Below are 15,142 nucleotides of genomic sequence, written 5' to 3'. Positions count from 1 at the left end.
GCCCCTGTCATTCCGGGGCACGCGAAGCGTGAACCCGGAATTTCGAGCTTCCGGGTTCGATGCTGTCCCATCGCCCCGGAATGACGAGAGTAATTCTGCCTCAATCCAAGGTGCGGCGGAACCGAGTCACGGCGATTGTCATCGCCAATAGCATCAAGCCAAACAATGCGAGCGTATCATACTGCAGGTTTTGCAGCGTCGAGCCCTTCAGCATGATGGCGCGGACGATGCGCAGATAATGCGTGAGCGGCAGGCATTCGCCGACATATTGCGCCCACACCGGCATCCCTAAGAAGGGGAACATGAAACCAGACAAGAGGATCGAAGGCAGGAAGAACATGATCGATAGCTGCATCGCCTGCAACTGGTTCTGCGCCAGCGTCGAGAAGGTGTAGCCGATAGCAAGGTTGGTGGTGATGAAGAGCGTCGAGAGCAGCGCCAGCAGAAGCAGGCTGCCGAAGACGGGCACGCCGAACAGGAAGATGCCGATGGAGACGATGATCGCGGCCTGCAGAAAGCCGACAACCACGTAAGGGATGATCTTGCCGAACATCACCTCGACCGGCTTGATCGGCATCGAAAGCAGGCTCTCCATGGTGCCGCGCTCGATTTCGCGTGTCACCGACAGCGCGGTGAAGATCAGCATCGTCATGGTGAGGATGGTGCCGACCAGGCCCGGCACGATGTTGAGCCGCGAGGATGCGGCCGGATTGTAGCGGGCATGCGCCCGGATCTCGAACGGTAGCGAGGGCGGATCGCCGATGAAAAGGTCGTGCTCGAGCGCGGTCTGCACGAGCACGCTGAGCGAGGACAGCGCCGAGCTTGCGGCCACCGGATCGGTCGCATCGGCCGCCACGAGAAGCGCCGGCTTGTCGCCACGGCGCACCGCGCGCTCGAAGCCGCGCGGAATTTCGACGCCGAACAGCACCTTGCCGGATTTGAGCAGGTTGTCGAACTCATCGACATCATGCACTTCGCGGACGAAACGGAAATAAGCGGTGTTTTCCAGTGCCTTCAGGATGGAGCGGCCGAGATCGGTGTCTTCCTGCAGCAGCACCGCGGTCGGCAGATTGTGCGGCGTGGTATTGATGGCATAGCCGAACAGCAGGAGCTGCATTACCGGGATCATCACGATCATCGCGAACGATACCCGGTCGCGACGGAGCTGGATGAACTCCTTCACCACCATGGCGTAAGCGCGCCGCCAGAAGCCGAAAGACGGCTCGCGGATTTCGGCGGCAGGCGCGGATGTGTCGACGGCGCTCATTGGAAATTATCCTTGGAGCGGTTCATGAGCTCGATGAATACGTCTTCCAGAGACGGCGCGGAGAACTGCCAATGCAGTCCCTCCTTCTCGCGCCAGGGTGCGATACTCGTCTCCAGCGCAGCCTTGTCGCGCCCGGAGACGTGCAGGGAATTGCCGAACGGCGCGACCATGTCGACGCCGGGTTGGCCTGCGAGCGCCGCCGACAGACCATTCAGATCGTCGCCGGCTACGGTGTAGGTGGTGAGCGCCGATTTCGCGATCACCTGCTCCACCGTGCCATGCGTGAGCAGATGGCCATAGGCGATATACGCGATTTCATGACAGCGTTCGGCTTCGTCCATGTAATGGGTCGAGACCAGCACGGTCAGCCCTTCGGCCGCCAGCGCGTGGATCTCGTTCCAGAAATCGCGCCTCGCCTTGGGGTCGACGCCGGCGGTCGGCTCGTCCAGCAGCAGAAGCTGCGGATTGGGCAGCGTGCAGGCCCCGAGCGCCAGCCGCTGCTTCCAGCCGCCGGAGAGCTCGCCCGCGAGCTGCGCCTCGCGGCCATTAAGCCCGAGCCGCCTGATCATCTCGCGCGCAGCGCCGCGCGGGTCCGGCACGCCATAGAGCCGCGCCACGAATTCCAGGTTCTCCCGAACGGACAGGTCCTGATAGAGCGAAAAGCGCTGCGTCATGTAGCCGACGCGGCGCTTGATCTTTTCGGCATCGCGGCGGATGTCGAACCCTAAGCAGGTGCCCTCGCCGCTATCAGGCGTCAGCAGGCCGCAGAGCATCCGGATGGTGGTAGTCTTGCCGGAGCCGTTGGGACCGAGAAAGCCGTAGATCGAGCCGCGCCTCACCTGCATCGAGAGGTCATGCACGACCTCGCGGCCACCGAACGATTTGGTCAGGCCCCTGACGTCGATCGCGATCGGGGATGACGGCGCGCCATTCATCGCTGCTCCGCCATAGGCGTCTTGGGGTTGAGATAGACGCTGATCGGTTGGCCGACGCGCAGCGCATCGGGCCGCGAGGGGCGCGCCTGGATCAGGTAGACCAGCTTGTGACGTTCATCGAGGCTGTAGATCACCGGCGGGGTGTATTCCGCCGAGGTCGCGATGAAATAGATGCGCGCGGTGAGATCGGCGGCACAATTGTCGCAGGTGACGCGCACCTCATCGCCGATGGCAAGCTTCGGCAACTCGGTTTCGGAGACGAAAAAGCGGATCTTCATGTTGCCTGGCGGCATGATCGACAACACCGGCCGCTGTGCCGGCACCATTTCGCCTTCGCGGAAATAGATCTGCTGCACGGTGCCGGCGACCGGCGCAAAGCCCTCACGCCGCTTGAGCCGCGTCTCGGAGGTCCTGACATGCGCTTCCGCGACCCGCAGCGCGGAGACGGCGGCATCCAGCGTTGCCTGCGTGCCGGCGCCTGTCTTCGAGAGCGCGAGCGCGCGATCATAGGTCTGCTTGGCATTCGCCAGTGTCGCGTTGTTCTGGTTGAGGTCGGCCTGCTGCAGATCGTCATCGACGGTGTAAAGCGGATCGCCGGCCTTGACCTCGTCGCCCTCGCGGACGTTGAGCTTCGTCACCCGTCCAAATTCATCGGGGCTGACAAAGATCATGTCGGCCTCGACCCAGCCCTGGAAACCGGGATCCCGATTGTCGTTGCAGCCGGCAAGCGCGGCAAGCAATGCGAGCGCCGCCACCGCGCGTATCATGGCCCGGCCGTTCATGGCGCACTCCGTTCGCCGAAAATGAGATCGAGATGGGCGCCCAGCAGCGCGTGGGCGTCGAGCGGGGCGTGGCGGTCGAACAGACTCTTCCAGATCACCGCGATGATGGCCGGTGCCACCACGATCTGCGGGAAATCCGCGAGCGCGGCCTGGCGGATCTCCCCTCGCTTGATGCCGAGCGCGATCAGCGCGCGCATGGCGCCGAGCCCGCGCGAAATCACCTCGCGATAGTAGAAGTCGGCAATGGCAGGAAAGCGCGGCCCCTCCGCCAGGATCAGCCGGATGATGTCGCCCCGTCGCGTGCTCGCGACCTCCTGGATGAAAGTCCTCGCAAACGCTTCGAGCGCGTCGCGGACCGAGCCGGTCGGCGGCGGCAACGTGGCGAGCCGCCCCACCAGCGGGACGATCGCCGTGCGCACCAGCTCTTCGAACAGCGTCTCCTTGTCCTTGAAGTGCAGGTAGATCGTGCCTTTTGCCACCCCGGCGCGCCTGGCGACGTCGTCGAGCCGCGTCGCGGTGAAACCGCGCGCGATGAACTCATCCAGTGCAGCGTCCACGATGGCCGCGCGCCGTTCGGCCGCACGCTCGGCGCGGCTTGCCGGCGCTGTTGGCGACGAGGCCGCGATCCGTCCGCGGGCGCGAGGCGCCCTGCTCGCCGCTGGCTTTCGTGCTCTGTCCGACATGGCCCCGTTATGACTGACCAGTCAGTCAATGTCAATGGATATCAGCAGGCAACTCGGGATGACTCCTGCCTCGCAAGATGAGCCGCAGTCCGTCGTCCGCATGTGCGAAAGCGACATGCAGGATCTGCGCGGGATCGCTTCCGCCTTCGCTCTTTGAGCTAGCGCGGACCAGTCGCCCACCCGGGCTACCGCGGGCAATCGCATTATGGCGAAGAAGAACAGCGTCGTCCGGGCAAGCTAGCGGGTCCGCGCGAAGCGTGGCCCGATCACAGCCTCCGCGCGAGCCGGGACCCACAACCCCAGGATGGAGTTTGGGGATGACACCGAATTCTTTGAAGCGGCGGGCGCGCGAACAGCGGAGGCCCACATGCGATAGTCTGCGGGCTACCGCTAGACACACGCCTTAGCCGAAATCCAGCACCATGCGGCCGTCGATCTTGCCGGCCTTCATGCGGTCGAAGATCGCATTGATGTCGGACAGCGGCGCCTTGGTGATCTCGGCCTTCACCTTGCCGTCGGCGGCAAAGGCGATGGCCTCGTTGAGGTCGCGTCTTGTGCCGACGATCGAGCCGCGCACGGTGATGCGCTTGAGCACCACGTCGAAGATCGGCGTCGGAAATTCGCCGGGCGGCAGGCCGACCAGGCTGATTGTTCCCTTACGTCGGACCATACGCAGCGCTTGTCCGAACGCGGGCGTCGACACCGCCGTCACCAGCACGCCATGCGCGCCGCCGCCTGTCGCCTGCACTACGCTCTCAACCGCGTCCTTGGATAGTGCATTGACGGCATGATCGGCGCCAGCCTCCTTTGCCAGCTCAAGCTTGTCCTCGGCGATATCGACGCCGACCACCTTCAGCCCCATCGCCTTGGCATATTGGATGGCGACGTGACCGAGGCCACCGACGCCGGAGATCACGACCCATTCGCCGGGCCGTGCCTCCGTCTCTTTCAATCCCTTGTAGGTGGTCACGCCGGCGCAGAGGATCGGCGCCACGCCTGCAAAGTCCACGTCGGCAGGCAGACGCGCGGCAAAGGGCGCGGATGCAATGACATATTCTGCAAAACCACCGTTCACGCTGTAGCCGGTGTTGTGCTGATGCTCGCACAGCGTCTCCCAACCGGTCTCGCAATATTCGCAAGCCATGCAGGCGTCGTGCAGCCAGGCGACGCCGACAGCATCGCCGACCTTCAGATTGGTGACGCCGGGCCCCAGCGCCGCAACCGTGCCGGCTGCCTCATGGCCCGGAATGAAAGGCGGCACCGGCTTCACCGGCCAGTCGCCGGAAGCCGCGTGCAAATCGGTGTGACAGACGCCGCAGGCCTTGACCTTGACCAGGACCTCGCCCGGCCCAGGGACCGGAACCGGCACGTCCTCGATCACAAGCGGCTTGCCGAAGGTCCGTACGACTGCGGCTTTCATTGTCGTTGCCATGTTGTTTGCTCCTTGATTGCGAGGGAGCAAGCTAGCGGCTGCGATCAGCGGCGATGTTGAGCGACGTCAATTGCGCTGAACTAGTAAGTACCGTCATTCCGGATGCGCGAAGCGCAGACCGGAATCTCGAGATTCCGGCTTCGATGCTTACGCATCGCCCCGGAATGACGTTAAGAAATCAGCCTCGCCCGTCACACGCCCAGGCGCGGATCACGCATTGCTTGCCGCCGTATTTATAGCATTCGCGCGTCGCTTCGTTTAGCGAACTCGAGATCTTAGGGCGCACCGCCTAGCCATGCGGGCCACATGGGTTGCTCATGTCGATGGAGAAGGCGGCACAGGCGTGCTTCATCGTGACCGCGACGCAATTGCCCTGGCATTGCTTGAGCGCCGCGGCGCGCGCGGCGTCTTCACCGGCATAATCGTAGGCCTGGCCGTAAGCGCCGCATTGGCCCATGGCAAATGCGCCCGCGGCCAATAGCGGCGTCGGAATTGCCAATACTGCGAGCGCCAGCAACCGCGCAGCAACATGCGCGCGCGCAACCGTGAACGAGAGCACGACCCCCTCCCCAACCCCTTGAGCGCCGCGAAATTTACGGAGCGGTCGTTTCCACTTGGTGAACGGGAGGTTGAAATTGACTTTCGTAGAGTGGGCAAAGCCAAGCGTGCCACCGTTCGGCACGCGGTGGGCAGCCTTTGCCCACCCTGCAAATTCGCGGCTACCCGTGCCTAGCCGCTTCCAGCGCCTGTGGCGTGTCGATGTCGAGGAAGGCGCTTTCGCCCTCGACCGGCACCTCGGCGACGGCTTCGGCATGCCTTGCGATCAGATGCCGCGCGCCGACATCGCCATCGAGCGTCAACAGCTCGCCGAAGAAACGCTGTGACCACAGCACAGGGTTGCCACGCCGGCCATCCGCTGCCGGCACCACGATCAAATTGCCGCGATCCGGATCGAACGCCTCGATCAGCCGGTCGATCAGCTTGGCATCAATCAGCGGCATGTCGCCAAGGCAGACCAGCGCGCCGTCGGCTTTATCCGGCACGGCGGCAATGCCGGCCTTGACCGAGCTGGCAAGCCCGCCGGCGAAATCCGCATTTCGTACGAACTTCACCTTCAGCCCGGCCAGCGCCTGCTCGACCAGCTCGGCCTGATGGCCCGTGACCACGATCACTTCGGAAGCCTTGGACGCGAGCGCCTGCTCGGTCGCAATCCGCACCAGTTTCTTGCCGGAAAGCTCGGCCAGCAACTTGTTCGGGCCGCCCATCCGGGTCGAGCGTCCCGCCGCCAGCACGACCGCCACCACGTTGCGATTGCCTTCGGTCTCGGATTTCGCGCGCGGCTGCGGGCGCGTGACGATTTCCATGAGCAGACCGCCGACGCCGAGGCCCATGATTTCGGTGCGCGAGACCTTGAGGCCGGCGAGCAGGCGCATCAGCACCCAGTCAAAGCCGTTTTCGACCGGCGAGCGGGCGCAGCCCGGCGCGCCCAACACCGGCACGCCATCGGCGCTGCCGACCAGGAGCAGATTGCCGGGATCGACCGGCATGCCGAAATGCTCGATGGCGCCGCCAATGTCAGTGATCGCCGCCGGAATCACGTCGCGCCGGTCGGCGATTGCGGACGCGCCGAACACGATCACAAGCTCGGCGCCCCGCGCCAGCATGTCCTTGATAGCGGGGGCGAGCGCCGCCTCATCATGCGGCACGCGGCGCTCGGCGATGATGGTTGCACCCGCTGGCGCCAACCGTTCGGCGGTGACGCGCAGCGTCTTCTCGATCACCTTCGGCGCCAGTCCCGGCAGCAGGGTCGAGACCACGCCGACGCGCTTGATGACGTAAGGAGCGATCCGCAGGGCACCGGTGCCCGCAGCCGTCACCGCGGCGTCGCGCAACTTCGCCTCGACCCCGAACGGAATGATCTTGACGGTCGCGATCATCTCGCCTTCGACCACCGGCTTGAACGCCGGCAACGTCGCAAAGGTGATCGCTTCATCGATGCCGTTGATGCGGTCGACCGCGGCACGGTCGATGACCAGCACGCCCGGGCGGGCGGCGAACAAATTGGCGCGGCCGGTGAAGGCGCGCTCGACATTGATGCCCTCGCCGGTGACGGCATTCGCGATCGAGGATGCGGCCTCGTCCTCGGAGACGTCGCCCGGCTCCAGCCGCACCACGACGATTTCCTTCACGCCGGCTCTTTCCAGCGCCTCGACTTCGGTGGCGCCAATCGTGGTGCCCTTTTTCAGCAGCAGCGAGCCTTGGCGCAGGGTGTGAACCGTCACCCCGCCAACCGCGTCTCTTGGACTGGCAGGCCCGAATTTCATGCGGCTTGTTCTTTTTCCTTTGGCGGCAGGCGCAATTGCGCGGTGATCTCGGCCATGATCGCAACCGCGATCTCCGATGGCGAGACCGCGCCGATCGGCAGGCCGATGGGCGCGTGAATGCGCGCAATATCCGTCTCGTTGGCGCCCAATGCGCGCAGCCGCTCGGCGCGCTTGGCGTGGGTTTTGCGCGAGCCGAGCGCGCCGATATAGAAGCAGTCGCACTTGAAGGCGTGCAGCAGCGCCGGGTCGTCGATCTTGGGGTCGTGGGTCAGCGCCACGAAGGCGGTGTAGGGATCGATGTTGAGCGGCGGCAGCGCGACATCGGGCCATTCCGCGATCAGCGGCACGTCGGGAAAGCGCTCGGGGCTGGCAAAGGCCGTGCGCGGATCGACCACGGTCACATCATAGTCCAGCGAACGCGCCAGCGGCGCCAAGGCCTGGCTGATATGGACCGCGCCGACAATGACGAGTTTTGCTGTCGGCGCATAGACATTGAGGAACAGCTTCCTGCCGCCGGCCTCGATCATGCCGCTCTTGCCCATGCGAAGCTGCTTTGCGAGCTCAGCTCCAAGCGGATCGCGGGCAAAATCCCCGGCTTTGACCAGCCGCTGCTCGCCATTGGCGACATCGGTCACAATGATCACCGGCCGCCGCGCGGCGCGCTCGGCATTGAGCTCATGAAGGGTTGCAAGCTTCACGGCCTACCCCACTTTCTCGACAAAGACGCGGATGGTGCCGCCGCAGGACAGGCCGACATTCCAGGCGGTCTCATCGGCCACGCCGAACTCCAGCATCCTCGGCTGGCCCGAGGTGATGACGTCGAGCGCCTCCGTGACCACCGCGCCCTCGACGCAGCCGCCGGAGACCGACCCTAGGAACGTGCCGTCATCATTGATCACGAGGCTCGAGCCGGCGGGGCGCGGCGCCGAGCCCCAGGTCTCCACCACGGTTGCGAGCGCAACGCCGTGGCCGGCCTTCTGCCAGTCCTCGGCCGCCTTCAGGATATCCTCGTCACGGTTGAGCATGAAAACCTCCATCAGGCTGCGGAACGGATCAGGCTGCGGTGATGCGGCGGCACTGGGGACGACAGGGCTTTGATCAAAGCCTCGATCGAGCTCAAATTATGCACCGGGCGGAATTCGTCAACGTGGGGCAGCATCATTTTGATGCCCTGCGCCTTGGCCTCGAAGCCGGAAAAACGCAACAGGGGGTTGAGCCAGATCAGCCGGCGGCAGGAGCGGTGCAGCCGGTCCATCTCGAAGGCGAGCTTGGCATCCGCCTCGCGCTCCAGCCCGTCGGAAATCAGGAGCACGATGGCGCCCTGCGAGAGCACCCGGCGTGCCCACAATTTGTTGAAGGTGTGAAGCGAGGTCGCGATCCTTGTGCCCCCGGCCCAGTCCTCGACCGCCGCGGAGCAGCTCGCCAACGCCTCGTCCGGATCGCGCTCACGCAAGGACCGGGTCACATTGGTGAGTCGCGTGCCGAACAGGAACACCGAGACCCGCTTGCGGGCATCGGTGATGGCATGCAGGAAATGCAGGAACAGGCGGGTATACTCGCTCATCGAACCCGAAATATCGAGCAGCGCGACGATCGGCGCCGGCTTCTCGATCCGGCCCAGCCGCTGGATGTCGACGATGTCGCCGCCGGTGCGCAAGCTGCGGCGCACCGTGCGACGCATGTCGAGCTTGAGCCCGCGCGGGTCGACTTGGTAGCGGCGCGTCCGCAGCTCCGCCTGGGGCAGGCGCATCTGGTCCACGGCCCGCATCGCCTGCGCGATCTCGGCCGCGGTCATCTGCGCAAAATCCTTCTTCTGCAGCACTTCCTTGTCGGAGACTGAAAGCCTCAGATCCTGTTCCTGGACCTGCGCCTCCTCGCGCATCGAGGGCTGCGCCAGCGCTTCCTGCACGCGGCGCGAGGCCGGCCGCGGCTTCTTCTGGGCGTGATCGGGCAGCGGCACCGAATCCAGCATGTGCTTCCAGTCCTCGGCGGCGCGGAAAAACAGGTCGAACGCCTGGGCAAAGATAAGCGCATGCTCATGGCGCTTGACGAAGATCGCCTCCAGCGTCGCGAACACGTCGGCGCGGTTGCCGATGTCGATGAGCTGCAGCGCATTCATGGCGTCGATCACGGCACCGGGCCCGACCGGAATGCCAGCCGCGCGCAGCGCGCGGGCGAAGCCGACGACATTGTCAGCGATCTGCCCGGTCGGAGGTGAGAGATGATCGATGGGCATGGGCACCATTCTATCCACTCGTCATTCCGGGCGCTTCGATTTCCCCGTCATTCCGGGGCGACGCGCCAGCGATGAACCCGGAATCTCGCGCCACAACCTCTAAATTCCGGGTTCGGGCTTTCAGCGCGCCCCGGAATGACGAATGCTGGTCGGCGCCGCCGCTCTAATTCTCGCTCGTTGCTTCCTTCACCACCTTCTGCAGTGCATCGCCCTGCATCCGCGCGATGTCGTCCTGGTATTTCAAGAGCGCGCCCAAGGTATCGCCGACCACTTGCGGGGTGAGCGAACGCGCATCGAGCTCGGTGAGCGCGGTGGCCCAATCAATGGTCTCGGCGACACCCGGCGACTTGTAGAAGTCCTGGTCACGCAGCGCCTGCACGAAACGCACCACCTGCTGGGAGAGCTTTGCGGAGATGCCCGGCAGGCGCGACTTGACAATCGCGAGCTCCCGCTCGGCGGACGGATAGTCCACCCAGTGATAGAGGCAGCGCCGCTTGAGCGCGTCATGGATTTCGCGGGTGCGGTTCGAGGTGATGATCACGATCGGCGGATGCGGCGCCTTCACGGTACCGAATTCGGGGATCGTCACCTGGAAGTCCGAAAGGATTTCCAAAAGATACGCTTCGAACGCCTCGTCCGCGCGGTCGAGTTCGTCGATCAACAGCACCGGGGCCCCTGCGACATCAGGCTCCAGAGCCTGCAGCAGCGGCCGCTTGATCAGATAGCGATCGGCGAAAATGTCCGCGCCCAATTGCTCGCGATCGGTCTCGCCGGCGGCCTCCGCCAGCCGGATCGCGATCATCTGCGCGGCCGTGTTCCATTCGTAGACGGCGGAAGCGACGTCCAGACCTTCATAGCATTGCAGGCGGATCAGCTTGCGCCCCAATGCGGCCGATAAAACTTTCGCGATCTCAGTCTTGCCGACGCCGGCCTCGCCTTCCAGAAATAGCGGCCGGCCCATGCGGAGCGAAAGGAAAGCCACCGTGGCGAGCGAACGCTCGGCGAAGTAGCCACGCGTTCCCAAGAGGTCGAGCATCGCATCGACGGATGCAGGAATTGCCGATGCCGTCATGAATGAGCCAGTGTTGATGGGCCGTGAGGGCCGGGTGTCACTCTTTGGCAGTCGCGTTCGCAGCCTCGACCGCCCGGCGTGTCAGCACCCCGATCAGATGCGCGCGGTACTCTGCGCTGCCATGTATATCGCTATTTAGTCCTTCCGCCGGCACATTCAAACCTTCCAGCACTTTTGGCGAGAAGCGCTTCTTCAAGGCCTCCTCGAATGCGGTGACGCGGAACACGCCGTTGGACCCGGCACCGGTCACCGCAACCCGCACATCCGACGGACGCCTGGCGACGAAGACACCGACCAGCGCATACCGCGAAGCCTGGTTGCGGAATTTCACATAGGCTGCTTTTTTGGGCAGCGGGAACATCACCCTGGTGATGATCTCGTCCGGCTCCAGCGCGGTCGAGAACAGGCCCTGGAAAAACTCCTCCGGCTTTAGCCGCCGCTTGTTGGTGACGATGGTCGCGCCCAGCGCCATGACGGCCGCCGGGTAATCGGCGGTGGGGTCATTGTTGGCGAGCGAACCGCCGATGGTGCCGCGATGGCGCACCGCGGGATCGCCGATCATGCCGGCGAGCTCCGCAAGCGAGGGAATCGCCTCGCCGACGGTGGGCGAAGTGGCGACGTCGAAATGGGTAGCGGTTGCGCCGATCACCAGCGAACGGCCCTTCATCTCGATGCCGTTGAGGCCTTCGATATGGGAGAGATCGACCAGATGCGGCGGGCTCGCCAGCCGCTGCTTCATGACAGGCACCAGCGTGTGGCCGCCGGCGATCACCTTGGCATCCTCGTTCTTGGCGAGCAGATTGGCCGCCTGCCGTACAGTGCCGGGACGATGATATTTGAATTCGTACATGGGATGTTATGCCCCGCGAAGCGGAAAGTGATTGTTATGCGAGATCGGATTTCGCCATCGCCTTGGCGCCGGCGGCGATCGAGGCGACGATGTTCTGATAACCGGTACAGCGGCAGAGATTGCCTTCGAGCTCCTCGCGAATGACATCTTCGGAGAGCTCGTGGCCCTTGCGATGCACGATGTCGACCGCGGTCATGATCATGCCCGGTGTGCAGAAGCCGCATTGCAGTCCGTGGTGCTCGCGGAAAGCCTCCTGCATCGGATGCAGCGGCCCGCCATCGGGCGCGAGCCCTTCGATCGTCTTCACCTCATGGCCGTCGGCCATCACCGCGAGCGTGGTGCAGGACTTCACCGCCCTGCCGTCGAGATGCACGACGCAAGCGCCGCATTGCGAGGTGTCGCAGCCGACATGGGTGCCGGTCAGCCGCAGATTCTCGCGCAGGAATTGCACGAGCAGCGTACGCGGGTCGACGTTGGCGGTTACGGGGTTGCCGTTCACGATCAGGGAAATTTTGGCCATCAGCACTCTCTGTTGTCGCCGCCGCGGCAGGCCGCAGCTACCGCTGCCGCATTGCACGGCAGCGTCGTCTTAAAATCGTTCAAAACCCATCATATGGGTCAACACGGTCATGGGCAACCTCACCTGTTACCTCATCGGATCGGGCTAACCCTGTACGGCCTTGGCAAAATTCGTAAAAAACTCGTCCGCCAATTTTTTCGCCGCACCGTTGATAAGGCGCTGCCCGAGCTGGGCGAGCTTGCCGCCGATCTGGGCTTCGACATCGTAGCTCAGAAGCGTACCGCCATCCTTGTCGGCCAGCTTCACCGTCGCGCCGCCCTTCGCGAAGCCGGCCACCCCGCCCTCGCCTTCGCCCGAGATCTTGTAACCATTGGGCGGATCGAGATCGCTTAAAGTGACCTTGCCCTTGAAGCGCGCCGACACCGGCCCGACCTTCATCTTCGCGACCGCGCGAAAGCCTTGCTCGTCGGTCTTCTCCAGCTCCTCACAGCCGGGAATGCAGGCCTTGAGCACCTCGGGATCGTTGAGCTTGGCCCACACCGCTTCGCGCGAAGCTGGAAGTTCGACTTCCCCGTTCATTGTCATCGCCATGAGGGCCTCCCCGGATCACTATGGTCAGTCGTTCCCAAGTAAAGCAGGCGGCGACAGAAGGAAAGTGTGCATGACGAGGATTTGCGATGCATATTCGCAACCGCAAAAAGCCTTGCGCATGCGCTTTGGCCTTGGCAGAGCGGCTGCACCGGTATCCCCTCACATCGTGTGGTCCAGGCTTTTCCGGATCATGCTTTAGTGGTTAGGTCGCGCCGAACATGAGCACGTCCCTTTCGCCCCTGCTGGCGCCGATGTTGTCGAGCGGCCCGATGCGCGCCGTCTGCGACGATGTCACATATCTGCAGGCCATGCTCGATTTCGAAGCAGCGCTGGCGCGCGCCGAAGCGAGCGCCGGGGTGATTCCGGAAAGCGCGGCCGCGCCGATCGGTGCGGCCTGCAGCGCCGCATCGTTCGACCTGGCCCAGCTTGCGCAGGCCGCGACCCGCTCCGGCAATCTTGCGATTCCCCTGGTCAAGGCACTCACGGCCGAGGTGGCGAAGGCTGACGCACAGGCCGCCCGCTTCGTGCATTGGGGCGCGACCAGCCAGGACGTGATCGACACCGCCACAATGCTGACGCTGCGCGCGGCCCTCGAGGTGCTGCTGGCTGATTGCGATCGTGCCATTGCCGGCTTTGCCGGGCTCGCGCGCGCCCATCGCGATACGGCCATGGTCGCGCGCACCTGGCTGCAACATGCGCTGCCGATGCCGTTCGGACTGAAGCTCGCGGAGTATGCCGCGGCGCTGCATCGCTCGCGGCTGCGACTGACGCGCCTGCGGCGGGAGGGACCGGCGCTGCAATTCGGCGGCGCCGCCGGCACGCTGGCTGCGCTCGGCGACAAGGGTCTTGCGGTGGCCGACCAACTAGCTATCGAGCTGAAGCTACCGCTGCCGGAGGCGCCCTGGCACACCCATCGCGACCGTATCGCGGAAGCGGCCTCCGTACTTGCGATTCTGTCCGGCACCTGCGGCAAGATCGCGCGTGACATTTCCTTGTTGATGCAGACCGATGTCGCGGAAGCCTTCGAGCCGTCAGGGGAAGGCCGCGGCGGCTCTTCCACCATGCCGCACAAGCGCAACCCGGTCGCCGCCGCGAGCGCGCTCGCCGCATCCACCATGGCGCCGAATCTCGCCGCAACGATTCTTGCGGCCCAGGTGCAGGAGCATGAGCGCAGCGCCGGGCCCTGGCACGCCGAATGGCCGACGCTGCCGACCTTGTTGCTGGTGACTTCGGGCGCGCTCGCGGCAATCGTCGATATCGCCGAAGGACTCGAGATCGACGCCGCGCGCATGCGCGCCAATCTCGACGAGACCGGCGGGTTGATCATGGCCGAAGCGGTCGCCATGGCGCTCGCGGCAAAGATCGGTAAAAGCGAGGCACATCATCTGATCGAGACCGCGAGCAAAAAGGCAGTTAGCGAGAAAAGACATTTGCGCGATGTCCTGCTTGCCGATTCCAACATAACGGCGCAAATCAGTGCGGAAAAATTAGCACACTTGTTCGAGCCGATGGCCTATCAAGGCGCTTCGCAAGCCCTGATCGACCGCCTGCTTGCTTCGCTTGACGAATAACGCTGGAGAACGCTTCCCATGCCGATGATCGATGCCGACGGTTGCCTGCTCAATGTCTCCGTCGAGGGCCGCCAAAGCGGACCCACCTTGATGCTGTCGAACTCGCTGGGCACGACCTTGCAGATGTGGGAACCGCAGATGAAGGCGCTCGCTCAGGTGTTTCGCGTCATCCGCTACGACCGGCGCGGCCACGGCAAATCGAGCGTGCCGCCCGGCCCGTATTCGGTGGAGCGATTCGGCCGCGACGTGCTGGCGATCCTGGACGATCTCAACATCGACAAGGTGCATTGGTGCGGACTGTCGATGGGCGGCATGGTTGGCCAGTGGCTGGGCGCCAATGCGCCGGAGCGGCTGGACAGGATCGTGCTCTCCAACACCACCTGCTACTATCCCGATCCGACCAACTGGCATAACCGCATCAAGGCGGTGAAGGAAGGCGGCCTCGCGGCCGTCGCGGATACCGTGATGGCCGGCTGGCTGACGGCTGACTTCCGTGAGCGGGAGCCGCAAGTGACCGCCAACATGAAGGCGATGCTGCTAGCCTCGCCGGTCGAGGGCTATATCGCCTCTTGCAAGGCGCTCAGCACGCTCGACCAGCGCGCGCTGTTGCCCAAGATCAAGAGCCCGACCCTGGTGATCGCCGGCCGCCACGACATGTCGACCCCGGTCGCGGCCGGCGAATACATCCGCAGCCAGATTCCCGGCGCAAGCCTCACCATTTTGGACGCCGCGCACATCTCCAATGTCGAACAGCCGCACGCTTTCACGGAAGCGGTGGTCGGGTTCTTGACGCAGCGCTAGTTTCATTCGTCATTCCGGGGCGCCTCGCAGAGGCGAACCCGGAATCTCGAAATTTCGGGGTCGATGCTTTGCATCGCC

The 15,142-nt window shown here is 64.3% G+C and carries 15 protein-coding genes and 1 pseudogene; 2 read left to right on the top strand and 14 right to left on the bottom strand.

The genetic code is table 11. The annotated features are described in order from the left end of the window. Positions 1–100: 100 nt before the first annotated feature. The 14 genes and pseudogenes from F758_RS0106560 to F758_RS0106490 form a co-directional block, all read right to left on the bottom strand. Complete coding sequence (locus F758_RS0106560; protein WP_024507112.1) at positions 101–1,267, bottom strand: ABC transporter permease; 1,167 nt, start codon at positions 1,265–1,267, stop codon at positions 101–103. Then, positions 1,264–2,202, bottom strand: a complete 939-nt coding sequence (locus F758_RS0106555; RefSeq protein ID WP_024507111.1) for an ABC transporter ATP-binding protein — start codon at positions 2,200–2,202, stop codon at positions 1,264–1,266. Before F758_RS0106555 ends, F758_RS0106560 begins: the two co-directional genes overlap by 4 nt. Continuing rightward, complete coding sequence (locus F758_RS0106550; protein ID WP_502689127.1) at positions 2,199–2,969, bottom strand: HlyD family secretion protein; 771 nt, start codon at positions 2,967–2,969, stop codon at positions 2,199–2,201. Before F758_RS0106550 ends, F758_RS0106555 begins: the two co-directional genes overlap by 4 nt. 11 nt (positions 2,970–2,980) lie before the next feature. Further along, positions 2,981–3,667, bottom strand: a complete 687-nt coding sequence (locus F758_RS0106545; protein WP_024507109.1) for a TetR/AcrR family transcriptional regulator — start codon at positions 3,665–3,667, stop codon at positions 2,981–2,983. A 403-nt stretch (positions 3,668–4,070) separates the two neighbouring features. Then, positions 4,071–5,099, bottom strand: coding sequence for an alcohol dehydrogenase AdhP (gene adhP, locus F758_RS0106535; RefSeq protein ID WP_024507108.1), 1,029 nt, complete (start codon positions 5,097–5,099; stop codon positions 4,071–4,073). Positions 5,100–5,277: 178 nt separating this feature from the next. Further along, a pseudogene (locus F758_RS43375) lies at positions 5,278–5,616 on the bottom strand (DUF4189 domain-containing protein). A 202-nt stretch (positions 5,617–5,818) separates the two neighbouring features. Beyond that, positions 5,819–7,423, bottom strand: a complete 1,605-nt coding sequence (locus F758_RS0106525) for an NTP transferase domain-containing protein (RefSeq protein ID WP_024507107.1) — start codon at positions 7,421–7,423, stop codon at positions 5,819–5,821. Beyond that, positions 7,420–8,121, bottom strand: a complete 702-nt coding sequence (locus tag F758_RS0106520; protein ID WP_024507106.1) for an XdhC family protein — start codon at positions 8,119–8,121, stop codon at positions 7,420–7,422. Before F758_RS0106520 ends, F758_RS0106525 begins: the two co-directional genes overlap by 4 nt. 3 nt (positions 8,122–8,124) lie before the next feature. After that, positions 8,125–8,448 (bottom strand): XdhC family protein, encoded by a 324-nt coding sequence (locus F758_RS0106515; RefSeq protein ID WP_024507105.1) that lies wholly within the window; start codon positions 8,446–8,448, stop codon positions 8,125–8,127. Between the two features lie 11 nt (positions 8,449–8,459). Beyond that, entirely contained in the window at positions 8,460–9,659 is a 1,200-nt protein-coding gene (locus tag F758_RS0106510; RefSeq protein ID WP_024507104.1) for a vWA domain-containing protein, read from the bottom strand. A 163-nt stretch (positions 9,660–9,822) separates the two neighbouring features. Further along, positions 9,823–10,731: an AAA family ATPase gene (locus F758_RS0106505; RefSeq protein ID WP_024507103.1), complete on the bottom strand. Its 909-nt coding sequence runs from the start codon at positions 10,729–10,731 to the stop codon at positions 9,823–9,825. A 37-nt stretch (positions 10,732–10,768) separates the two neighbouring features. Continuing rightward, positions 10,769–11,581 (bottom strand): FAD binding domain-containing protein, encoded by an 813-nt coding sequence (locus tag F758_RS0106500; RefSeq protein WP_024507102.1) that lies wholly within the window; start codon positions 11,579–11,581, stop codon positions 10,769–10,771. A gap of 34 nt (positions 11,582–11,615) precedes the next feature. After that, positions 11,616–12,101 (bottom strand): (2Fe-2S)-binding protein, encoded by a 486-nt coding sequence (locus tag F758_RS0106495; RefSeq protein WP_024507101.1) that lies wholly within the window; start codon positions 12,099–12,101, stop codon positions 11,616–11,618. A 144-nt stretch (positions 12,102–12,245) separates the two neighbouring features. Continuing rightward, positions 12,246–12,692, bottom strand: coding sequence for an SRPBCC family protein (locus tag F758_RS0106490; RefSeq protein WP_024507100.1), 447 nt, complete (start codon positions 12,690–12,692; stop codon positions 12,246–12,248). 218 nt (positions 12,693–12,910) lie between these two features. Between F758_RS0106490 and F758_RS0106485 the strand changes: the two genes are divergently transcribed. Together F758_RS0106485 and pcaD are read left to right on the top strand one after the other, a co-directional pair. Beyond that, entirely contained in the window at positions 12,911–14,263 is a 1,353-nt protein-coding gene (locus F758_RS0106485) for a 3-carboxy-cis,cis-muconate cycloisomerase (protein ID WP_024507099.1), read from the top strand. Positions 14,264–14,281: 18 nt separating this feature from the next. Beyond that, positions 14,282–15,064, top strand: coding sequence for a 3-oxoadipate enol-lactonase (pcaD, locus tag F758_RS0106480; protein WP_024507098.1), 783 nt, complete (start codon positions 14,282–14,284; stop codon positions 15,062–15,064). Positions 15,065–15,142 lie beyond the last annotated feature (78 nt).

It is taken from the genome of Bradyrhizobium sp. ARR65 (genome assembly GCF_000472385.1).
GTDB lineage: Bacteria > Pseudomonadota > Alphaproteobacteria > Rhizobiales > Xanthobacteraceae > Bradyrhizobium.
This window is presented reverse-complemented; position numbering and strand designations above follow the sequence as displayed.